Below are 21035 nucleotides of genomic sequence, written 5' to 3'. Positions count from 1 at the left end.
GTCAGTCGGCGGCGCGGCTGAGCGTCGCCTGCCCGCCGGGCGTCGCGGCGATGGCGGTGCCGTCGCCCTGATCGGCAAAGGACAGCAGCGTCCGACGATCCGCGGCGGCGATCTCGATCCCGTCGGGCGCGGGCCGCCAGCCGGCGACCGGCGCGCCGGCAAGCGCGGCGAGGCAACCCGATTCGTCGGCAAGGAGATGCGCGTTCGCGCTTTCCAGCCGCGCGGCGAGCAACTCGATTCTGCAATCTTTTCCGGCGGTAACGGTAACGGTCCAGCGGCCGGTCAGCGAGGCGGCCTCGGCCATGCGCAGGCTGGCGCGGGTATCGGGCGATTGGGCGTTCACGGGCGCTCCTTGCGATGAAACGAGGGCGGCGAGTATTGTCGCGTTAACGAATTGGGCGAAACTTTTCGAACGGCGGCGGGGCATGCCCTCGCCGTGGCGGGATCGGTCAGCGATGGGGCGGCCGGTCGGGTGAAGGGGAGTTTCGTACATGAAGCCGTTGTCGCATCTTCAGTTTGCGGAGGATCTGGGCACCGACCAGTCCTACCTCCTGAATGCCTTCTCGACGACCCTGGCGGCGATGCCCGCGGGTCATTCCGACGCGCTTGCCGCACAGGGCGGCTGCGGGTGTGGCTGCGACGGGTTCGTCGAGCCGAGCCGGCCGGGGCGCGGCGGTGGCGGCGATGGCGGATCGCTGGCGGCGCTCAACCTCGACGATCGCGGCGGGTCGGGCAGCAACGGCAAGCAGAGCTTCACCATCGACGAGGCGGCGGCGCAGATCGGTCGCGCCAACACGACGTGGAACGGGTCGGGCACCGGCGCGCTGGGGGACCCAGCGACGATCACCTTTGCCTTTCGCGCGAGCGCGCCGGCATCGATGCCCAACGGGACCGCGGGCTTCTCGGTCTTCAACGCGACGCAGATCAACCAGACGTTGCTATCGCTGCAAAGCTGGTCCGACGTCGCCAACCTGACCTTCCAGCGCGTCGGCAGCGGGACGAGCGGGTCGGGCGCGTACAGCAACAACGCGCAGATGCTGTTCGGCAATTATTCGTCGGGCGCCTCGGGCGCGGCGGCGTTCGCCTATTATCCGGGCAACGGGGTGGGCGGCGACAGCTGGTACAACAGCTCGCTGAGCTACAATCGCGCGCCCGCCAACCTCAACTACGGGCGGCAGGTGCTGACGCACGAGATCGGCCACGCTCTCGGCCTCGGCCATCCGGGCGATTACAATGCCGGCAACGGATCGCCCACCTATGCGAACAGCGCGCTCTATTACGAGGATACGCGTCAGTATTCGCTGATGAGCTACTGGTCGGAAAGCAACACCGGTGGCAACAATGGCGGCTATTATGCCGCCGCGCCGCTGCTCGACGACATTGCTGCGATCCAGCGGCTTTATGGCGCCAATCTCGCCACGCGAACGGGTGACACGGTCTATGGCTTTTCGTCGAACACCGGCCGCGACTTCTATTCGGCGACATCGTCGTCGAGCCCGGTGATCTTCGCTGTCTGGGATGCGGGCGGCAACGACACGCTCAACTTCTCGGGCTATAGCCAGGCGCAGCGCATCGACCTCAACGACGGCAACTTCTCGAACGTCGGCGGGCTGACCGGGAATGTCGCGATCGCCCGCGGCGTGACGATCGAGAATGCCAGTGGCGGGTCGGGCGCCGATATCATCATCGGCAACGACGTGGTCAATGTGATCCGCGGCAATGGCGGCAACGACGTGATCGACGGCAATGGCGGCGCCGACCAGCTCTATGGCGGGGCAGGGGCGGACCGCTTCGTCTACGACCAGCTGTCGGATTCGCTGGTGAGCGCGGCGGACCAGATCCTCGACTTCACGCGGGGCAGCGACCGGATCGATCTGTCGGCAATCGACGCGCGCACGGCGGTGTCGGGCGACCAGGCGTTCAGCGTGGTCGGCGCCTTCACCGGCGCCGGCGGCGAGGCGCGGCTCGCCTACAATGCGACAACGGGGTTCACGACGCTGACCCTCGACGTCAACGGCGACCGGGTGGCCGATTTCTCGCTGCAGGTGAACGGCCAGCTGACGCAGTCCGACGTCATCCTCTGACTCATGGGGCCGGGCGGGCGAATCAGGCTCGTCCGGCACCAAGGCTTGTGGAACAAGCCTCCCGTTCGGGCGTCGAGCCGACAGCAACGGGAGCGACGATCATGGCGAAGAACCCCAATGAAGCGATCGATCAGGCGAGCAGCGCGGCGCAGGCCGGCGCCAGCCAATTCGAGGCCGCTGGCGAGCGGATGAAGGCAGCCGGCGAGACGATGGCGGACGCCGGATCGCAGCTCGGCCTCAAGATGCTCGATCAGGCGGAGACGAACACGCGCGAGGCGTTCCAGGCGATGCGCGCCGCGGCACAGGCGAACGACCTGAGCGACGTGATGCGCATCCAGTCGGATTATCTGCGCGAACAGGGTAGCCGGTCGGTCGCGCAGGTGCGCGAAATCGGCGAACTGATTGCCGAGTTTGGCCGCAACGCGATGGGCCAGATGACAGGTCGCCGTTGAGCCGAGATCGACTGCCGGCTCGTCGCCTGATTCTGGCTGCCCTCGCGCTTGCGCTGGGGGCAACCCCTGCCTTTGCGCAGCGCGGCCCGCTGGTATTGGCGGCAGCGAGCATGCAGGATGCGCTCGACGCGGCGGCGGATCGTTATGCCGGGCCGGGGCGGCCCCGCCCGATCCTGTCCTATGCCGCCTCCTCGGCCCTGGCGCGGCAGATCGCGGCGGGCGCACCCGCGGACCTGTTCGTGTCGGCCGACGAACCCTGGATGGGCGATATCGAGCGGCGCGGCCTGATCGTGCCGCGCACGCGCGCAAACCTGGCTGGCAACCGGCTGGTGCTGGTGGCGCCGGTTACGAGCCGGGCGCGGGTCGTGATCCGACCGGGGCTCGACCTGGGTCGCACACTCGGCAAGGGGCGGCTTGCGATGGCCGATCCCGATGCGGTGCCTGCCGGCCGCTATGGCAAGGCGGCCCTCGAGCGGTTGGGCGCTTGGCGCGGCGTCGCCGGGAGAGTGGCGCGCGCCGAGAATGTCCGCGCCGCGCTGGCGCTGGTCGAGCGCGGCGCGGCGGCGCTTGGCATCGTCTACGCCACCGATGCGCGGGCTGCGCGCGGCGTGCGTGTGGTCGGGGTGTTCCCGGCCGCGAGCCATCCGCCGATCCGCTACCCGATCGCCCGGCTTGCCCGATCGCGCGACCCGGGCGGCGAGGCCTTTCGCCGCTTCCTGCTGAGCCGGCGAGGACAGGCGATCTTCAAACGCTATGGTTTCACGGCGCCCTAGCGGCGAAAGCTCAGATCGTTTCGAAGGTAGAGGACGGTCCGCCAGCCGTTCCGCGGCGTCGTCCAGACGCGGCGATAATCCCGCCGCATCGCCGCCTTGACCGCAGCAAGGCTCGCCGGGTTCCAGATCGTCAGCGTGCGCGTCGAGCTGACGATAACCGGCGGCCGCACAGCGAGGATGCGGCGCACCTCGGCCGCCTCATCGATGCCCGTCGCGCCCTGCTCGGTCGAATAGGCGAGGAGGTTGGGAAAGGCGTAGGCGGTTGGCAGGCAGCTGCCTGACAGGTGATAGGTGATGGTGTCGCCGATGAACACATAAGGGCATTCGCCGCGTGCGTTGAGCCGGACGAGCCGCGCCGTCTCACGCGCGCCGGGGCCGTCGTCGGGCACGAAGGCGCGCTCGGCGAGGAACAGCAGCAGGCCAAGCCCCAGCGCGCCCACTGCCGCACGCGGACGCCGACCGAAGGTGGTCGCCGAAAGGAGCGCCAGCGGTGCGACCAGCGGCAGCGCATAATGATCGAAGAAGGTGCCGATCGCCGCGAAGCCGAACAGAGCCGCGATCAGCCAGGCATAAGCGAGGCCGAGCGGCGCGGGCGTTGGCCGCCGCCGCAGCCGCCAGCCGAGCAGCGTGCAGGCGATCAGCGGCGACAGCTGCGCGGCGATTCCCAGCAGGCGCATCGCCAGTTCGTCCGGCGGATAGGGGGGACGAAGGAAGATCGAACTGAAATTGGCGAACCAGAACGCCTTGGCCGCGGCCGGGCCCATCGCCGCATAGGCGCCACAGGCGATCGCGGTCGGCGTGAGCCCCGCCAGCGCCCACGCGACGGCGGCGGCCGTCGTTCCGCGCCAGCCCGCACCCGCGCGTCGCAGCCACCACAGGTGCGCGAGGCCGATGAACGCCCCCTCAACCGCGGCGGTGTACTTGAGCTGGATCGCGATCCCTGCAAGCAGGCAGGCGATCAGGCCGGAGCGCAGGATCGCCTCACGATCGTTCCTTGCGGCACGGGCGGGCAGGGCAAGGGTCCACAACACGCCGAGTGCGATGAGAAGGTTGTAGAAGACCGGCGCCTGCCCGCCGCGCCCTCCCAGCATCGGCAGCCACAGAAGATAGGCGAGCGCAGCGAGCAGCGCGCCGTTTTCGCGCGCGCCGATCCTGAGCGCCGCGACGCGCACAACCGCTGCGGTGGCGATCGCGGCGGCGGTGGCCATCAGCTGATAGGCCAGGATGCCGTCGCCCGGGAATGCCGCCGCCATCGCATAGATGAGGAAGAGGCCGACGGGCTTACGGTCCCAGATGTCGACGAACGGCACCGCACCGTCCCACATCCGCCGGCCGACGAGGAGGTAGAATTGCTCGTCGATATGGATGACCGGATTGCCGAAATCCCAGGCGCGCAGCGCCAGCGCCGCCAGCGTGAGCGCGATCAGCGGAGCCGCGGCTCGCGTCCAGGTCGGCAGGGCGGTCACGTCAGTAGAAGCGCTTGAGCGTCAGCCGCCGCTCGGTCCCGTCGCACATGCCGAAGACGATGGTGCGGCCGGGCGTCCCCGCCGACCAGCTCGTATCGACACTGCCGCCAGAGGGAGGCGGGACGGGCGCGCCGTTGACGGTGCAGATTTGCTCGCGCGGCTTCCATCCCGCGGCGGCGGCGGGGCTGCCACGCATGACGTGGAGGACGCTAAGCCGGCCGCTGTCATAGCCGACCAGCAGGCCGCTGGTGGAGCGTAGCGGCGCCTCCTTCGCCGCCGCGGTCGGCGACAGGATCATGTGACCGGCCTTGGCGTCCATCAGCACCCGATAGCGCTGGAACAGGCCATTGCCGAGGCGTCCGATCGTGCCTGTCTGATCCGAGAAACCGCCGGCCGGCTCGATGCGCGTCTCGATCGCCACGGGGGCGAGCGTGCCGAAGCGTACCGCGGGCAGCACCGCCATATCGGTCTCGATCGCACCGCCCAGGCCGAAGGCGACGGCGCTGGTGATCGCCCGCGGCCGGGCGCGCAGCCCCGTCCAGCCGGCGCGCGACAGCGTTAGTGACGCGCCGTCGCCGGTATCGACGATGATCGGCCGCACCTGCCGCCCGCCGATCGTCGCGGCGGTCGCAAAGACCCCGGTGCGGGGCAGGCGCGTCAGCGGTGCCCGCGGGCCGTCATAGGGCAGCCGGCCGCTTGGCAGCAGGCGAAAGCGGCGCGCGGCATAGTCGATGTCGAGCGCGCAGCAGGCGAGCAGGTCGCTACCGATCAAGAGATCGACGGGTTCGGTCCCGCCGGTTGCGACCGCTGACAGATCGACCACCGCCAGCCGCGCCCGCGCCTGTGTCAGGCCGCCCAGCGTCAGCCGCTCGACCTGCGTCCAGCCGAGCGCCACCGCGCCGCCGATCGCATCTGCACGCTCGCCGCGGGTCGGCTCCAGTCGTAGCCCTGCCCGGCCTGCAAAGGCGCGCGAGGCCACGCTTGTGCTGACGCCGGTGTCGAGGATCGCGCTGGCGCGGGTACCGCCCACGTCCATCGCAAAGCGGATCTGATTGCCGGGGGTGAAGTCGAAGGAAACCCAGCGCGTCTCAGCGTCTCGAGCGAGCAGCGGTTCGACTGCCTTGCGCGGCGTGCCCGTCGACGCGGGTGCGGACAGTGTGGCGAGCGCCAAAAGGGGGAGGTTCCAACGCACGGCCGCACGCCTAGCGCGCTTCGTCGCAGCATCCTAGCAGATTGGCGATCAACTCGCCGCGATCAGATCGGTGATGCGCTGGAGCAACGCTGCCGCCTTCGCCTCGCTTGCCTCGTCGTAGCGAACGATGGGAATGGCGAAGCTGAAAGCGCCTATCGGCTCGTCATCGACCATCGCCAGCCGGGCGACGCCGTGGATGCCGGGCGTATGCTCCTCGCGCGTGTGCGCAAAGCCGGTCTGGCGGATCGCGAAGATCTCGGCCCGCAGCCCTGCCTCCGAACAGATGGTGGTGGGCGTGAACCGCACCCGCTCGGTTTCGGCGAAATAGCGTTCGAGCTCGTCCTCCGGCAGGGCGGAGAGCAGCGCCTTGCCCGCGGCGAAGCCGTGGAGCGGCACGCGGCGGCCGGTCTGCACGGCATAGCGGAGCGCATGGTCGCTGGTCTCGGTAACCACCGCCTCGCACTCCCATTCGCGGCGGACGAAGAAGGAGGCCGTCTCGTTGAGCTGGACGCGCAGCGCACGCACCAGCGGTGCGGCGCGCTCGGCCAGCGAAAAGCCCGGCGCTCGCGCATGCAGTCGCTCCAGCCGCGGCCCCGCCAAATAACGCCGCCCCTCGCGCACCAGATAGCCGCGTTCGACCAGCGTGGTGAGCAGGTAGGACAGGCTTGAGACCGGGATCAGCAGCGCACCGGCGATCTCCTGCGCCACCAGCGGGCGACCGTGCGCGACGACGTATTCGAGGATGTCGAGCGTGCGCATCGCCGATTTGACGGTCGCGATGGGGGGCGGCGAATCGGCCATGATCGCGGGCTATAGCGCGCCGATCACGAGGGCGCGAAGGTGAGCGAACCGCGCCGCTCAGCGAAGCGCCATCCCTCGCCCGTGCGGACGAAGCGGTCGTCGAAATTGCCGACGAGCGGCGGGCCGAAGGCGGTGAAGAGCAGCATGACGCTCGCCCCCGATGCGTGGTCGGCGTCCTCGACGTCGATGACGATGTTCGAGCAGATATGGCGGGTGACGCGCGGCGGCCGCCCCTCGAACGACGCCAGGACTGCCGCGCGCCCCTCGATCGGGACATCGGGCGCGGTCGGGCGCGTCATGACGCCATCCTCGGCATAGAGCGCCGCCACCTCGGCCCAGCGCCCTTCGTCATTGAGCGTGGCATAGAGGCTGACCAGCCGCGTGCAGTCCCATTCGATGCTGCGGCGTTCCTCTTCGGTCAGCTCCATGCCGTTCTCCTTCAGAAGTTGTAGCCGATCGCGATGCCATAGGTGCGCGGCGGCAGCCAGGTGACGCCGATCAGTCGTCCCGTGGCCAGCGCGAAGGTAGAGGAGGGGCGGAAAGTATCGAAGGCGTTCTTGACGAACAGATCGACCTTCAGCTTGCCCTCCATCGTCAGATAGCTGAGCCAGCCATCGACCATCGTGTAGCTGCGCGAGCTCTCGATCTCGCGCTCGAACTCGGTGAAATAGATGCGGCTCTTGTAGGACACGTCGGCCATCGCGGTGAGCTTGCCGTTCAGATACTGCTCGCCGCCCGGCACGTCCCACTCGCCGTGCACGTTCCACGCCCATTCGGGGGTGTTGCGCGTGCGGTTGTCGGCCAGCTGGATGTTGCCGCTCCCCGGCGCGCCAAACGCGGTCGGATCGGGATTGGTGACGGGGTTGTAGGCGGGCGCGCCCGGTGTCGCCACGTTCGCCGGGTTGAGCGGGTCGAGCGTCACGTAATCCTCGAACGTCGCGTCGGTATAGGACACCGCGCCCGAGAAGCGCAGGTTGGGGGCGGGACGAATAAAGGCCTCCGCCTCGATACCCTTCGCTTCGGTGCTCGCGGCATTTTCGAAGATCGTAGTGTAACCTGTCGGACCGCCCGCGATCGTCTTGTTGAGCTGAAGTCCGTCGAGGGTGTAGGTGTAGGCCGCGAGGTTGAAGGTATAGCCCGGCGCGAGCGTCGCCTTCACGCCCGCTTCGTGATTCTGGATCGTCTCAGGATCGACGATCGTGCGGCTGCCCGAGGCGTTTTCACCCGAGCCAGCCTTAAAGCCCTCCGAATAGGTGTAATAAAGGAGCAGGTCGGGATTGACCTTCCATTCCAGGCCGACCTCAGGCGTGAAGTCGCGGAAGGTGCGCTGACGGCGCGTCTGGTCGGCAGTGAAGCGCAGGACCGGGCCAAGGCCGTTGCGTGTGATGACGATCGAGGGGTTTTCCGACGACGCCGTCTCGGCGCTGTATCGACCGCCGAGCTTGAGCGAGAGGCCGTCGAGCCCGCCGCCGAACAGGTTGCCGAGGGCGATGTTGGCCTGGCCGAAGACGGCGAACGCGCGAGTGCCGAGGTTCGACCTGGTGCAGACGCGCTTGGGCGCGATGAGGTTGCCGTTGGCGAGGGTGCCGGGGCCGTAGCCGCACAAGCCGAACGCCTCGTCGAGGCTGATGCCCGCGGCCTGAAGCACGGCGATGTTGCTCAGCTGGCCGTTGCGCGGCGCAAGCCCGACATTGTCGATCGGCCGCTGCCGCTCGTGAAAGTAGAAGGCGCCGAGCACGAGGCTGCCGAGATCGCCGGTGTAGTTGAGTTGCAGCTCGTTGCTGAACTGGCGCGAATCGATCCGGCGCTCCTGATTGGTCGTCGCCTGACCATTGGTGGCGAGGCTGTTGATCACCGCCGACAGGTCGAGGTCCTGGAACAGCGAGCTCCTGAACTGGCGGTAGTTCGTGATGTTGGTGATGCCGATCTCTTCGCTCAGGTCCCAGCGAAAGGTGCCGGTCACTGCCCAGGTTTCGGTGTCGGTGCCCACCTGGCTCTCGGTCGCGAGATCGCGCGGGCGCACCGCATAGCCGCCGACGCCGAGCGGAGCGAGGCGCGCCACGCCGGGGAAGGAGGCGCGCAGATAGTGGATCGCGCCCGAGGAGTCGTCCTGACGGAAATACTCGCCCGACAGGAGGAAGCTGGCCCGGCTGCCGAGGTCGAGGTCGAATTGCGCGCGGGCCATCCGCCGCTTGAGGTCGTCGACGTCGCGGCCCGTTACCGGATTCTCGCCGAAGCCGTCTCGATTCTCGGTGCGGACGGCGACGCGGGCGCGCAGCCAGTCGGTGATCGGCCCGCTGATCGCCGTCTCGGCGAAGATCTGGTTGTAGTTGCCGTAGGTGAGCCGCGCATAACCCTCGAACGTCGCGGTCGGCTTGGCAGTGATGAGGTTGACCGAGCCACCAACGGCGTTGCGGCCATAAAGTGTGCCCTGCGGCCCGCGCAGCACCTCGACCCGCTCGAGGTCGAAAAGCGAGGTGAGCTGCGCCTCGGCGCGGGCGATATAGACGCCGTCGACATGCAGCGCGACGCCGGTGGAGCTCCCGGTCGTCGAGGTATTGGCGCCGACACCGCGGATGAAGATCTTTGCCTGGTTGAAATCGCTCCCGAAATTGACCGACGGGACGATCGTCTGAAGGTCCTGGAGGTTCGCGACCTGGCTGGTGGCGAGGCGGTCGGCGCCGATCGCGGTGACCGCGGCGCTGACGTCCTGCAGGCTCTGTTCGCGCTTCTGCGCGGTGACGATGATGTCGGCGGGATCGTCCTGCGCGGCGGGATCGGCGACGGGCGTCTGCTGTGCCGGGTTGGCGGCGGCGTCGCCGGTGGGCGAGGTCTGAGCATAGGCGCTGGTCGAGGCGAGCAGCGCGGCGACAGCGGCGGTCAGGGTCTTCATAGGCTCCTCTCCGTGATTGCGCGCCGCTCTTCGACGGCGTCGTTCGGGTTGCTGACGATGACTTCGAGCAGGCGCGGCCCGCGGGCGGCGAACAGCGCCGCGATTGCCGCATCGAGCGCGGCCGGGTCGGCGACGCGGGTGGCGGAGACGCCCTGTCCCGTGGCCAAGGCGACGAAGTCGATGGCGGGCAGCTTCGAGCCGACGACCTCGATCCCGAACAGCGCGCCGAACTGGTCGAGCGCGGCGTAGGCGCCGTTGTTGACGATGACGAAGGCGATATCGGCGCCCGACTGCGCCGCTGACCAGAGCCCCTGGATCGCGTACATCGCCGATCCGTCGCCGAGCAGGCAGAGCACCGGCACCTCCGGCCGCGCGAGTGCCACGCCGATCGCTGCGGGCAGGCCGTGGCCGAGCCCGCCGCTGGCGCAGGTATGGAACTCGTCTCCGGCGCGAATGGGGAAATGGTCGTGGAGCGGCCCGCGCGTGCTCGGCGCTTCCTCGACGACGGTCAGGCGATCGGGGCGGAGCGCCGCGAGCCGCGCCATCAGGAGCGCGTCGGTCAGCCGGTCGGCGGCGGGCGGTTCACGTCGCGGCGGCGGCGTCGCGCTCGGAGGGCGCGCGGTCAGCTGCTCGGCGAGGGCGGGGAGGGCGAGCGCCAGGTCGCCGACGATGCCCAGCCCCTCGGGCAGGCGCGCGGCCTGCGCCGGGTCGGAGCCCATCTGGATCAGCACACTGTCCGGCGGCACGAACGGCCCATGGCCTTCGACATGCTGGGTGAAAGCGGGAGCGCCGAGGACCAGCACCGCGTCATGTCCGTCGAGCGCCGCGACGATCGCCTCGCGAGAGGCGGGCAGGAAGCCGCGGAAGCGCGCATGGTCCTCGGGAAACGGGTTCCGCGCTGCCATCGGCGCGATCCAGACGCCCGCGTCGATCCGCGCGGCGAGGTCGAGCAGCGCCGCCCGCGCGCCGTCATGCGCCACGCCGGCGCCGGCGATGATGGCGATTCGGGTCGCGCGGCCCAGCATTGCCGCCGCCTCGGCGATCGCGGCCGGATCGGGGGCGACGCGGTGGCTCGACCTCGCGATGGCGATCGGCGCGCAGGGTCGTTCCCAGTCGTCGATGGGGATCGAAACGAAGGCGGGGCCGCGCGGCGCCTGCATCGCCACGTTCCACGCGCGCAGGATCGCGGCGGGCACATCCTCGGCGCGCGCGGGCTCGCATGCCCATTTGACGAAGGGTCGCGGCAGCTCGGTCGCGCGCTCGGCATAGAGAAAGGGCTCGTGCGGCAGGATCGATCGCGCCTGCTGCCCTGCCGTCACGACCAGCGGCGTCTGGTTGCGATAGGCGGTGAACAGGTTGCCCATCGCATGGCCGAGCCCCGCCGAGCTGTGCAGGTTGACCAGCGCCGCCCGACCGCTCGCCTGCGCATAGCCGTCGGCCATCCCCAGCACGATGCTTTCCTGAAGGCCGAGTTCGTAGCTGAACCCGGCGGGCAGGTCGCGGAACATCGGCAGCTCGGTCGAGCCGGGATTGCCGAAGATGCGCGTCATGCCGAGCTCGACCAGCAGCGCCATGACGGCATCGCGGACCGTCGGCCCCCCGCCACGCGCGAGCGCCGCGACGCGGAGCCCCGCGGCGGTCATTGGCCGACGAATCGCGATTGTCGCGCCCCGTTCATCCTGCTCCCCGGCTTCCTGTATGTGAAAAATTCGCCGTTCTGAATTGAAGCATGCTTGAGCGTCGATGCAAAAACAAGCGGCGACTTGGCCGCTGTCGCCTAAAGTCCGTAGGCATCGCAGAATTGTCGCGGCTGGCGGCCGGGCGCGATTGACAGTCTTGCTGCACCGCGACAGGTCTGTGGCGTCGCAGCCGGGCAACCGGCGGATACGCGCGGGAGAGTGCGGGCCGCAAGGGTCGCCACCGAAGGAGCAACCGCCCCGGAATCTCTCAGGTGCCAAGGACCGCGCGGGTCAGGCGACGCTCTGGAAAGCGGCAACGGGCCATCCGCCCCGCGCCCACCGAAGGGGTAACCCGGGTATGCCCCGGGGAAAGCTCTCAGGTTCCCGTGACAGAGGGGGCGATGCGATGATGGGCCCGGGCGGCCGGTCATGCGCGTCGCGACGACCCCTTGTGATCCGTGGAGCCGAGCTTGACCGACGATACCCTTTTCGAAGACGAGCTTGCCGAGCCTGAGATCCTGACGCTTCCGCTCGACGGCTGGCACCGGTCGCAGGGCGCCCGGATGGTCGAGTTCGCCGGCTATCACATGCCGATCCAGTATGAAGGCATCATGGCCGAGCACCTGTGGGTGCGCGATGCCGCGGGGCTGTTCGACGTCAGCCACATGGGCCAGCTGCGCATCGCCGGGCCGGATGTGGTCGAGGCGCTGGAGGCATTGCTGCCAGCCGATGTCGCGGGGCTGGGCGAGGGGCGGCAGCGCTACTCGCTGCTGCTCGCTGACGATGGCGGCATCCTCGACGACCTGATGCTCGCGCGGCTGCCCGCCGGCGATCCGCTGGGGGAGGGTGAGGGCGCGTTCTACATGGTCGTGAACGGCGCGACCAAGTGGGACGATCTCGCCCACCTTCGCGAGCGGCTGGACGACGCGATCACGCTCAACCTGCTCGACGAGCGCGCGCTGCTGGCGCTGCAGGGGCCGAAGGCGGTCGAGGCGCTCGACCGGCTGGTGCCGGGCGTCGCGGCACTCGGCTTCATGCAGGCGGGGGCATTCGATTGGAACGGCGCGGCGCTGTGGGTCAGCCGCTCGGGCTATACCGGCGAGGACGGGTTCGAGATTTCGGTGCCCGAGGAGGCGGTCGAGGCACTGGCCGACGCGCTGGTCGCCCAGCCCGAAGTCAAGCCCATCGGCCTCGGCGCGCGCGATTCGCTGCGGCTCGAGGCGGGGTTGCCGCTCTACGGCCATGACCTGACACCCGAGACGACCCCGGTCGAGGCCGATCTCGGCTTCGCGCTGTCGAAACGGCGGCGCGAGGAGGGTGGTTTTCCCGGCGCCGAGCGCGTGCTTGCCGAACATGCCGGCGGCAGCGCGATGAAGCGCGTCGGCCTGACCGTCGAGGGACGCCAGCCGGTGCGCGAGGGCGCGCTCGTCGTCGATGCCGAGGGTGCGCCGATCGGCCGCGTCACGTCGGGCGGGTTTGCGCCCAGTGTCGGCCAGCCCATCGCCATGGCCTTCGTCCCGGCCGCGCTCGCCGCGCCGGGCACCGCCATCCAGCTTCTCCAGCGGGGCAAGCCGCACGCCGCCACCGTCGTGCCGATGCCCTTCGTCCCCCACCGCTATGTCCGCAAGGGAGCGCCCAAGTGACCCGTTACTTCACCGACGAACATGAATGGATCGAGGTCGAGGGCGACACCGCCACGGTCGGCATCACCGACTATGCGCAGGGCCAGCTCGGCGACATCGTCTTCGTCGAAGTGCCCGAGGAAGGGTGCGAGGTGTCGAAGGGCGGCGAGGCCGCAGTGGTCGAAAGCGTCAAGGCGGCAAGCGATGTCTATGCGCCGGTGAGCGGCACCGTGACCGAGGGGAATGCGGCGCTGACCGACGACCCGTCGCTGGTCAACAGCGATCCCGAAGGGTCGGGCTGGTTCTTCAAGCTGACGCTCGCCGACACCAGCGAGCTCGACGGACTGATGGACGAGGCCGCCTACAAGGACTTCGTCGCGAAGCTCTAACAACAAAGCCCTTCCCGTCAGGGGAGGGGTCGGGGTGGGGTAGGTGCCGCGGGCGCTGGTCTCGGTGAGGCATCCCCACCCCCTGTCCCTCCCGACAAGGGGAGGGGGAAGGAAGAAAATGCGCTACTTGCCCCTGACGGATACCGACCGTACGGAAATGCTTCGCGTCATCGGCGCGCCGTCGATCGATGCGCTGTTCGCCGACGTGCCCGAAGAGGCGCGGCTGACCGGTCCGATCCACGGCCTGCCGAACCACGCGAGCGAGCTCGCGGTCGAGCGCCACATGTCGGCGCTGGCCCGACAGAACCTCGTCGCGGGCGAGGTGCCCTTCTTTCTCGGCTGCGGCGCGTATCGGCATCATGTGCCAGCGAGCGTCGACCACCTGATCCAGCGCGGCGAGTTCCTGACGGCCTACACGCCCTATCAGCCCGAGATCGCGCAGGGCACGCTCCAGATGCTGTTCGAGTTCCAGACGCAGGTCGCGCGGCTGCTCGGCACTGACGTTGCGAATGCGTCGATGTACGACGGCTCGACTGCCTGCTGGGAAGCCATCGTGATGGCGCGGCGGGTGACGCGGAGGGCGAAGGCGGTCCTGTCGGGCGGGCTCCACCCGCACTACGTTTCGGTCGCGACGACGATGGCGAAGTTCACCGGTGATGATGTGCACGCGTCGCTGCCCGAGCTGGCGGCCGAGGGCGATATCGAGACGCTGATCGCCGCGATCGACGACGATACCTCGTGCGTGGTCGTTCAGTATCCCGATATTCTCGGCCGCATTGCCGACCTGTCGGAGCTGGCCGCCGCGTGCCAGGCGAAGAAGGCTCTGCTGATCGCCGTCGTCACCGAGCCGGTCGCACTCGGCGCGATCCGCTCGCCCGGCGAGATGGGCGCGGACATCGTGGTCGGAGAGGGGCAGTCGATCGGCGTCGGCCTTCAGTTCGGCGGGCCCTATGTCGGCCTGTTCGGCTGCAAGGAGAAATACGTCCGTCAGATGCCGGGCCGCCTGTGCGGCGAGACCGTCGATGCCGAGGGCAAGCGCGGCTTCGTCCTGACGCTCTCGACCCGCGAGCAGCATATCCGGCGCGAGAAGGCGACGTCGAACATCTGCACCAATTCGGGCCTGTGCGCGCTTGCCTTCTCGATCCACATGACGCTGCTGGGTGAGAAGGGGCTGCGTGGGCTGGCCGAGGCGAACCACCTCGCCGCCAGCGCCGCCGCCGACCGGCTGGCGCAGGTGCCGGGCGTCGAGCTGGTCACGCCGACCTTCTTCAACGAGTTTACGCTGAAGCTGTCGAGGGAAGCGCGGCCGATCGTCCGCGAGCTTGCCGATCGGCGTATCCTTGCGGGCGTGTCGCTCGGCCGGCTCTATCCGGGCATCCAGGCGCTGGAGAAGGGGCTGGTCGTCGCCGTAACCGAAACCGCGACCGCCGAGGATGTCGAAACGCTCGCCACCGCGCTTGAGGAGGTGCTGGCATGAACGCGATCAATCAGAGCGGGTGGAAGCCCGAGATGAACGCCGTCGAGGGCGCCGCCCCCGCGACCCGAACCGGCAACCGCGCGCTGATGCTCGAGGAAGCGCTGATCTTCGAGATCGGCACGACCGAGACGACCGGCGTCGACCTGCCCGAGACGCCGAAGGGCGCGAGCCGGCTGGGTGCGCTCGCGCGGTCGAAGCCGATCGGCCTGCCCGGCCTGTCGGAGCCCGAGACGGTGCGCCACTATACGCGCCTCAGCCGCCAGAATTATGCCATCGACCTGGGGCTCTTCCCGCTCGGCTCGTGCACGATGAAGCACAACCCGCGCCTCAACGAGCGGATGGCCCGGCTGCCCGGATTTGCCGACATCCATCCGCTCCAGCCCGTGGATACCGTGCAGGGTGCGCTCGGCGTCATTAACGAGCTCGCCTTCTGGCTGATCGACCTGACCGGCATGTACGGCGTCGCGATGAGCCCCAAGGCGGGCGCACATGGCGAGCTGTGCGGCATCCTCTGCATCAAGGCGGCGCTGGAGGCTCGGGGCGAAGGGCACCGCAAGGTCATTCTCGTCCCCGAAAGCGCGCACGGCACCAACCCGGCGACCGCTGCATTCGCAGGCTTCACCGTCGAGAACATCCCCGCGACCGATGAGGGCCGCGTTGATACCGAGGCGCTGAAGAGCCGGCTCGGCCCCGACGTCGCAGGCGTCATGATCACCAACCCCAATACCTGCGGGCTGTTCGAGCGCGATCTGAAAATCATCTCGGATGCCGTTCATGCGGCGGGCGGTTACGTCTATTGCGATGGCGCCAACTTCAACGCGATCGTCGGGCGAGTGCGACCGGGCGACCTTGGCGTCGATGCGATGCACATCAACCTGCACAAGACCTTCTCCACCCCGCATGGCGGCGGCGGGCCGGGGTCGGGGCCGGTGGTGCTGTCGGAGGCGCTGGCGCCGTTCGGGCCGCTGCCCTTCACCGCGCGCCACGCCGACGGGCACATCCAACTCGTCGAGGAAGAGACGGTGGGTGAGGATCATCCGCACAGCTTCGGGCGGATGACCGCGTTCCACGGCCAGATGGGCATGTTCACGCGTGCGCTGACCTATATCCTCAGCCACGGGGCCGATGGGCTGGCGCAGGTCGCGGGCGATGCGGTGCTCAACGCCAATTATGTGCTTCGCCGGCTGGAGGGCGTGCTCGACGCGCCGTTCGCGAAGTCGGGACCGTGCATGCACGAGGCGCTGTTCAGCGACGAGGGCTTCCCCGCGGGCTTTTCGACGCTCGACGTCGCCAAGGGGCTGATCGACGAGGGCTTCCACCCGATGACGGTCTATTTCCCGCTGGTCGTCCACGGCGCGATGCTTGTCGAGCCGACCGAAACCGAGTCAAAGGCAGCGCTCGACCAGTTCGTCGATGCGCTGGCGAGCGTCGCCGACCGGGCAAAGGCGGGCGACGCCAGCCTCAAGGCCGCGCCGCACTACGCCCCGCGCCGGCGCCTCGACGAGACGCAGGCGGCGAGGAAGCCGGTGCTGGTGTGGAAGGAAGCGCCACTTCCTGAAGCGGCGGAGTGATGTAGAAACACGCGTACCCCGACGCAGGCCGGGGTACGCGCTCAAAGATCGTCATCCCAGCGAAGGCTGGGATGACGGGCGGCTTGGATGGACCAGCATCCGGCCCCCCGCGCCGGCGGGGGCCCGGCCAAAGCTTAGCCGAACAGCTTTGCCGCGGTCTCCGCCACGCGCTTGCCCTGATAGCGGGCACCGCCCAGCTCGACTTCGGTGGGCTGACGGCTGCCGTCACCATTGGCAATCGTCGAGGCGCCATAGGGGGTGCCGCCGTTGACCGCATCGTTCGACATCTGCGCCTGATAGCCATAGTCGAGGCCGACCACCGTCATGCCGAAATGCAGCAGGTTGGTGATGATCGAGAAGAGCGTCGTCTCCTGCCCGCCATGCTGGGTCGCCGTCGAGGTAAAGGCCGCACCGACCTTGCCGTTGAGCGCGCCGCGGAACCACAGGCCGCCTGCCTGGTCGAGAAAGCTCGCCATCTGGCTCGACATGCGGCCGAAGCGGGTCGGGCTGCCGACGACAATGGCGTCATAGTCGGCGAGCTTCTCGACGCTGTCGATCACGGGGTGGGTGTGGTCGGACTTGAAGCCCGCCGCCGCGGCGACCTCGGCCGGTGCGGTCTCGGGCACGCGCAGCACGTCGACCTCCGCACCGGCCGCGCGGGCACCCTCGGCCACGGCGTCAGCCAGCTGCGACATGTGGCCATAGGACGAGTAATAGAGAACCAGAACCTTCGCCATCTCACGTGTCTCCATCTGAAAAGGGGTGGGAGGAAGGCGGGGTGTAGGGGAGATGCCTTCCTCCCGGGGCGCCCGCCGGGAGGGACGGGGCGGGCACCGAACGCTTACTCGCTGTCGACGAGGACCAGTTCGGCCTCTTCGATCGCGCGGATCGTGTAGGTCTTGCCGCCGGTCAGCGCCGCGCCATCGCGCGCGTCGAACCGCTCGCCGTCGATCTCGATCGCGCCGGTGGCGGGGACGAGATAGGCGTGACGACCATCGCCGACGCTGTGCTCGACGCTCTCGCCGGCCTGCAGCGTCGCGCCCATCACCCGAGCATCGGCGCGGATGGGAAGTGCGTCGGCATCCTCCGCGAACCCGCTCGCCAGCGTGACGAACTTGCCCGAGCGCTCACCCTTCGGGAACGGCTTGGCCCCCCAGCTCGGAGCGCCCCCCAGCCGCTTGGGCTCGATCCAGATCTGGAACAATGTCGTCGTCTCGGGCTCGAGATTATATTCGGCATGGCGCACGCCGGTGCCCGCCGACATCACCTGGACGTCGCCCGCCTCGGTACGGCCCTGGTTGCCCATCGAGTCCTGGTGGGTGATCGCACCCTTCCGCACATAGGTGATGATCTCCATGTCGCGGTGAGGATGCGGGGGGAAGCCGCTGTTGGCCGCGATCTCGTCATCATTCCAGACGCGGATCGCACCCCAGCCCATGCGGGCGGGATCGTAATAGTTGGCGAACGAGAAATGATGCCGCGCGTTAAGCCAGCCATGATCGGCGTGGCCGAGCGAAGAGAAGGGGCGTTTGTCGATCATCGGTCGATCTCCTTGGTTGGACGGGAGATAGGCGATGCGGTTCGCGACGAAAATGGAAACGAGGGAAACGGATCGTTTCGCCGATAGCGCGTGATCCGCGCTCGGTGCTCTGTCAGGAAGGCTCATGGCCCGCATCGTCATCACCCGCGCCATCGCGATCGATAGCGACGAGATCGACGAACGCTTCACGCGCGCGGGCGGTCCTGGCGGCCAGCACGTCAACACGACGGATAGCGCGGTTCAGCTTCGCTTCGACGTGGCTGCCAGCCCCAACCTGCCCGATCGGGTGAAGGCACGGCTGGCGGCGCTGGCGGGCCATCGCATGACGCAGGAGGGCGTGCTGATCCTGCGCGCCGAAGCTGCCCGATCGCAGGAACTGAACCGGCGCGAGGCGCGCGAGCGGCTGATCGCGCTGATCCGCGAGGCCACGATCGTCCCCAAGGCGCGACGCGCGACCAAACCGACGCGCGCGTCGCAAGTGCGCCGGGTGGATGCCAAGGCAAGGCGCGGGGCGATCAAGAGCGGGCGGGGGCGGGTCAAGCCCGACTGACGCAATCAACAATTGCAGAAACTGCAATCGTGATGGTTTTGTTCGCACTTGCAACATTTCCCGCTGCAACGCAAAAAGACCCTGCCTTTCAGGCATCCTCTCCTAAAACTTTTCAGGCCGGTCCCGCTGGGGCTGGCCTTTCTTTTTGCCGGTGGCCGGCTTGCGCTAAAAGGGTGGTGCCCCGGAGGAAGCTGATCCAGGCGCCAAGCAGCGTATTGCTTGCAACCCTCGACCCCTGCGTCTGCGGAGGTAGGTTGCGATATGGGAGAGCGGGTGTGCTAACCGACGCGTTCGGTGTGCAGCGCCTCGAACCCCTCGATCGACAGCGCCAGGATGCGCTCTGCCACCACCTCGGGCGCCTTGACGCTGGCGGGATCCTCGCCCGGATAGGCGCGGGCGCGCATCTTCGTCCGGGTGGCGCCGGGGTCGAGGATCGCGGTGCGCACCTTGGTGATGTTCTTCATCTCCTCGCCATAAGCGGCGAGCAGCGTCTCGAACGCGGCCTTGGATGCACCATACGCCCCCCAATAGGCGCGGGGCGTGCGACCGACGCTGGACGTCACCCCGATCACCCGCGCGCCCTCGCTGCGGCGGAGGAGCGGGTCGAACGAGGCGATCAACGCCGCCTGCGCGCTGACGTTGAGCGTCAGCACCTTGGCGAGTTCCTTCATGTCGATCGCCGGCACCGCGGCGAGGCTGCCGAGCATCGCTGCGTTGAGGACGAGGATGTCGAGCGCCTGCCACCGCTCCGACACCGCGGTCGCAAGCTTGGCGACCCCATCGGTCTCGGTCAGGTCGAGCGGGGCGATCGTCGCCGAGCCGCCGGCTTCATAGATCGCGTCCTCGACTTCCTCGAGCCCGCCCGCGGTGCGCGCGGTGAGCACGACATGCGCGCCCGCCCGGCCAAGCGCGACGGCGGTCGCCGCGCCGATCCCCCGCGACGCGCCGGTGACGAGCGCAAGCTTTCCGGCAAGCGGGCGGTCGGTCATCGTCATTCCTTCCTGATGGCTCAGCCGACGCGCTCTTCGAGCATCGAGAACTGCTCGACCTGGCCGAGTTCGTCCTGGTCGGTCAGCGTCGTCGGATAATCGCCCGTGAAGCAGGCGTCGCAATGGCTCGGCCTGATGTCGGCGCGCTTGGCCTCGCCCAGCGCCTTGTAGAGACCGTCGATCGACACGAACGCCAGGCTGTCGGCATGGATGAAGTCGGTCATGCCGCCCACGTCCATCTTCGCGGCGAGCAGCTTGGCCCGCTCGGGCGTGTCGACGCCGTAGAAGCAGCTATGCCGCGTCGGCGGGCTGGCGATGCGCATATGGATCTCGGCCGCACCTGCCTCGCGCATCATCTGCACGATCTTGAGGCTGGTGGTGCCGCGGACGATCGAATCGTCGATCAGGATCACGCGTTTGCCCTGGATGAGCGCGCGATTGGCATTGTGCTTGAGCTTGACGCCGAGGTGCCGAACCTTGTCGCCCGGCTGGATGAAGGTGCGCCCGACATAGTGCGAGCGGATGATGCCGAGCTCGAACGGAATGCCCGACTGCTGGGCATAGCCGATCGCGGCGGGCACGCCCGAATCGGGGACGGGGATGACGAGATCGGCCTCGACCGGCGCCTCGATCGCCAGCTGCGCGCCGATATTCTTGCGCACCGAATAGATCGACTGGTCGTCGACGATCGAATCGGGGCGGCTGAAATAGACATGCTCGAAGATGCACGGGCGCGGCGCCACCGGCTTGAACGGCCGGATCGAGCGGACCTTGCCGTCCTGAACGATCACCAGTTCGCCCGGATCGACCGCCCGCTCGAACTCCGCGCCCACCACGTCGAGCGCCACTGTTTCCGACGCGAAGATGATCGTCTCGCCCAGCCGGCCCATCACCAGCGGGCGGATGCCGAGCGGGTCGCGGCAGGCGATCATCCCCTCGGGCGTCATGCAGATGAGGGAGTAGGCACCCTCGACCCGCTTCAGCGCGTCGATGAACTTGTCGAGAAGCGACCGGTAGCTCGACGTCGCGACGAGGTGGATGATGACCTCGGTGTCGCTGGTCGACTGGAAGATCGAGCCCGAGCGGACGAGATCGCGCTTCAGGCGCAGCGCATTGGAGATGTTGCCGTTGTGCGCGACCGCGAAGCCGCCGCTGGCGAGGTCGGCATAGAGCGGCTGCACGTTGCGCAGCGCCGTTTCGCCCGTCGTCGAATAGCGGACATGGCCCGCCGCGACGTTGCCGGGCAGCGCGCGGATGATCTCGTCACGATCGAAATTGCCCGCGACATGGCCCATCGCCCGATGGGTGTGGAACTGCACCCCGTCGAAGGTGGAGATGCCGGCGGCTTCCTGCCCCCGATGCTGGAGCGCGTGAAGGCCGAGCGCGACGAGCGCGGCAGCGCCCTCTGCGCCCGAGACGCCGAAGATGCCGCACTCCTCGCGCAGATGATCGTCGTCGAACGGATGGGTGGTCAGCATGCGCCCGGAGCTTTCCCTTGGGGGAGTCGTTGGCGGCCATATAGGCGTGCGGTTCGGCTTTGTCGCCCCATTGTCACAA

At 68.5% G+C, this 21035-nt stretch carries 19 protein-coding genes and 1 riboswitch; of the genes, 8 read left to right on the top strand and 11 right to left on the bottom strand.

Going from position 1 to position 21035, the window contains the following annotated elements; all coding sequences use genetic code 11:
- Position 1: 1 nt before the first annotated feature.
- Positions 2–343 carry an AprI/Inh family metalloprotease inhibitor gene (locus COC42_RS02175; RefSeq protein ID WP_176484531.1) on the bottom strand — a complete coding sequence of 114 codons (342 nt, stop codon included), beginning with the start codon at positions 341–343 and terminating at the stop codon, positions 2–4.
- Positions 344–491: 148 nt separating this feature from the next.
- Here COC42_RS02175 and COC42_RS02170 point away from each other — a divergent pair, with 148 nt between their 5' ends.
- The 3 genes from COC42_RS02170 (at position 492) to modA (ending at position 3309) form a co-directional block, all read left to right on the top strand.
- Positions 492–2084, top strand: coding sequence for a serralysin family metalloprotease (locus tag COC42_RS02170; RefSeq protein ID WP_217991250.1), 1593 nt, complete (start codon positions 492–494; stop codon positions 2082–2084).
- Between the two features lie 101 nt (positions 2085–2185).
- Positions 2186–2536, top strand: coding sequence for a phasin family protein (locus COC42_RS02165; RefSeq protein ID WP_096341642.1), 351 nt, complete (start codon positions 2186–2188; stop codon positions 2534–2536).
- Between the two features lie 11 nt (positions 2537–2547).
- The gene (gene modA, locus COC42_RS02160) at positions 2548–3309 is read left to right on the top strand and encodes a molybdate ABC transporter substrate-binding protein (protein ID WP_425442839.1); all 762 of its coding nucleotides are present in this window, start codon (positions 2548–2550) and stop codon (positions 3307–3309) included.
- Here modA and COC42_RS02155 read toward each other — a convergent pair.
- From COC42_RS02155 to mdlC, 6 genes are read right to left on the bottom strand one after another with little or no spacing between them, the layout of a single operon-like run.
- On the bottom strand, positions 3306–4775 hold the full coding sequence (locus tag COC42_RS02155; protein ID WP_245843768.1) for a hypothetical protein: 1470 nt from the start codon (positions 4773–4775) through the stop codon (positions 3306–3308). The genes modA and COC42_RS02155 overlap by 4 nt on opposite strands.
- 1 nt (position 4776) lies before the next feature.
- Positions 4777–5967 carry a retropepsin-like aspartic protease gene (locus COC42_RS02150; protein WP_141395762.1) on the bottom strand — a complete coding sequence of 397 codons (1191 nt, stop codon included), beginning with the start codon at positions 5965–5967 and terminating at the stop codon, positions 4777–4779.
- Positions 5968–6015: 48 nt separating this feature from the next.
- Complete coding sequence (locus tag COC42_RS02145; RefSeq protein ID WP_096341639.1) at positions 6016–6768, bottom strand: IclR family transcriptional regulator; 753 nt, start codon at positions 6766–6768, stop codon at positions 6016–6018.
- 23 nt (positions 6769–6791) lie between these two features.
- Positions 6792–7196, bottom strand: coding sequence for a nuclear transport factor 2 family protein (locus tag COC42_RS02140; protein WP_096341638.1), 405 nt, complete (start codon positions 7194–7196; stop codon positions 6792–6794).
- Between the two features lie 11 nt (positions 7197–7207).
- Complete coding sequence (locus tag COC42_RS02135) at positions 7208–9661, bottom strand: TonB-dependent receptor (RefSeq protein ID WP_096341637.1); 2454 nt, start codon at positions 9659–9661, stop codon at positions 7208–7210.
- Positions 9658–11304, bottom strand: coding sequence for a benzoylformate decarboxylase (mdlC, locus tag COC42_RS02130; RefSeq protein WP_096341636.1), 1647 nt, complete (start codon positions 11302–11304; stop codon positions 9658–9660). Before mdlC ends, COC42_RS02135 begins: the two co-directional genes overlap by 4 nt.
- 238 nt (positions 11305–11542) lie before the next feature.
- Positions 11543–11635, top strand: a riboswitch (glycine riboswitch).
- 175 nt (positions 11636–11810) lie between these two features.
- Between mdlC and gcvT the strand changes: the two genes are divergently transcribed.
- The 4 genes from gcvT to gcvPB all read left to right on the top strand — a co-directional run bounded on the left by gcvT (position 11811) and on the right by gcvPB (position 16399).
- On the top strand, positions 11811–12983 hold the full coding sequence (gcvT, locus tag COC42_RS02125; protein WP_096341635.1) for a glycine cleavage system aminomethyltransferase GcvT: 1173 nt from the start codon (positions 11811–11813) through the stop codon (positions 12981–12983).
- Positions 12980–13351: a glycine cleavage system protein GcvH gene (gene gcvH, locus COC42_RS02120; RefSeq protein WP_096341634.1), complete on the top strand. Its 372-nt coding sequence runs from the start codon at positions 12980–12982 to the stop codon at positions 13349–13351. Before gcvT ends, gcvH begins: the two co-directional genes overlap by 4 nt.
- A gap of 118 nt (positions 13352–13469) precedes the next feature.
- Positions 13470–14828 carry an aminomethyl-transferring glycine dehydrogenase subunit GcvPA gene (gcvPA, locus tag COC42_RS02115; protein WP_096341633.1) on the top strand — a complete coding sequence of 453 codons (1359 nt, stop codon included), beginning with the start codon at positions 13470–13472 and terminating at the stop codon, positions 14826–14828.
- Positions 14825–16399, top strand: a complete 1575-nt coding sequence (gcvPB, locus tag COC42_RS02110) for an aminomethyl-transferring glycine dehydrogenase subunit GcvPB (protein ID WP_096341632.1) — start codon at positions 14825–14827, stop codon at positions 16397–16399. Before gcvPA ends, gcvPB begins: the two co-directional genes overlap by 4 nt.
- Before the next feature lie 134 nt (positions 16400–16533).
- Here the strand turns inward: gcvPB and wrbA are convergent, their stop codons facing one another.
- On the bottom strand, positions 16534–17136 hold the full coding sequence (wrbA, locus tag COC42_RS02105; protein WP_096341631.1) for an NAD(P)H:quinone oxidoreductase: 603 nt from the start codon (positions 17134–17136) through the stop codon (positions 16534–16536).
- Positions 17137–17240: 104 nt separating this feature from the next.
- Positions 17241–17939: a pirin family protein gene (locus tag COC42_RS02100; protein ID WP_096341630.1), complete on the bottom strand. Its 699-nt coding sequence runs from the start codon at positions 17937–17939 to the stop codon at positions 17241–17243.
- 124 nt (positions 17940–18063) lie between these two features.
- On the opposite strand from COC42_RS02100, the gene arfB reads away from it, so the two are divergent.
- On the top strand, positions 18064–18489 hold the full coding sequence (gene arfB, locus COC42_RS02095; protein ID WP_096341629.1) for an alternative ribosome rescue aminoacyl-tRNA hydrolase ArfB: 426 nt from the start codon (positions 18064–18066) through the stop codon (positions 18487–18489).
- Between the two features lie 278 nt (positions 18490–18767).
- Here arfB and COC42_RS02090 read toward each other — a convergent pair whose 3' ends face one another.
- Positions 18768–19478: an SDR family NAD(P)-dependent oxidoreductase gene (locus COC42_RS02090; protein WP_096343027.1), complete on the bottom strand. Its 711-nt coding sequence runs from the start codon at positions 19476–19478 to the stop codon at positions 18768–18770.
- A gap of 20 nt (positions 19479–19498) precedes the next feature.
- A complete protein-coding gene (purF, locus tag COC42_RS02085) occupies positions 19499–20956 on the bottom strand; it encodes an amidophosphoribosyltransferase (protein ID WP_096341628.1) in 1458 nt (485 codons plus the stop codon).
- Positions 20957–21035 lie beyond the last annotated feature (79 nt).

This window comes from Sphingomonas spermidinifaciens (assembly GCF_002351485.1).
GTDB lineage: Bacteria > Pseudomonadota > Alphaproteobacteria > Sphingomonadales > Sphingomonadaceae > Sphingomonas > Sphingomonas spermidinifaciens.
This window is presented reverse-complemented; position numbering and strand designations above follow the sequence as displayed.

Coding starts and splice junctions, on each gene's coding strand:
- COC42_RS02140 (WP_096341638.1), bottom strand. CDS start 7,196: ATGGAGCTGACCGAAGAGGAACGCCGCAGCATCGAATGGGACTGCACG.
- COC42_RS02165 (WP_096341642.1), top strand. CDS start 2,186: ATGGCGAAGAACCCCAATGAAGCGATCGATCAGGCGAGCAGCGCGGCG.
- purF (WP_096341628.1), bottom strand. CDS start 20,956: ATGCTGACCACCCATCCGTTCGACGACGATCATCTGCGCGAGGAGTGC.
- mdlC (WP_096341636.1), bottom strand. CDS start 11,304: ATGACCGCCGCGGGGCTCCGCGTCGCGGCGCTCGCGCGTGGCGGGGGG.
- COC42_RS02135 (WP_096341637.1), bottom strand. CDS start 9,661: ATGAAGACCCTGACCGCCGCTGTCGCCGCGCTGCTCGCCTCGACCAGC.
- COC42_RS02090 (WP_096343027.1), bottom strand. CDS start 19,478: ATGACCGACCGCCCGCTTGCCGGAAAGCTTGCGCTCGTCACCGGCGCG.
- COC42_RS02145 (WP_096341639.1), bottom strand. CDS start 6,768: ATGGCCGATTCGCCGCCCCCCATCGCGACCGTCAAATCGGCGATGCGC.
- COC42_RS02100 (WP_096341630.1), bottom strand. CDS start 17,939: ATGATCGACAAACGCCCCTTCTCTTCGCTCGGCCACGCCGATCATGGC.
- gcvPB (WP_096341632.1), top strand. CDS start 14,825: ATGAACGCGATCAATCAGAGCGGGTGGAAGCCCGAGATGAACGCCGTC.
- COC42_RS02170 (WP_217991250.1), top strand. CDS start 492: ATGAAGCCGTTGTCGCATCTTCAGTTTGCGGAGGATCTGGGCACCGAC.
- wrbA (WP_096341631.1), bottom strand. CDS start 17,136: ATGGCGAAGGTTCTGGTTCTCTATTACTCGTCCTATGGCCACATGTCG.
- gcvPA (WP_096341633.1), top strand. CDS start 13,470: ATGCGCTACTTGCCCCTGACGGATACCGACCGTACGGAAATGCTTCGC.
- arfB (WP_096341629.1), top strand. CDS start 18,064: ATGGCCCGCATCGTCATCACCCGCGCCATCGCGATCGATAGCGACGAG.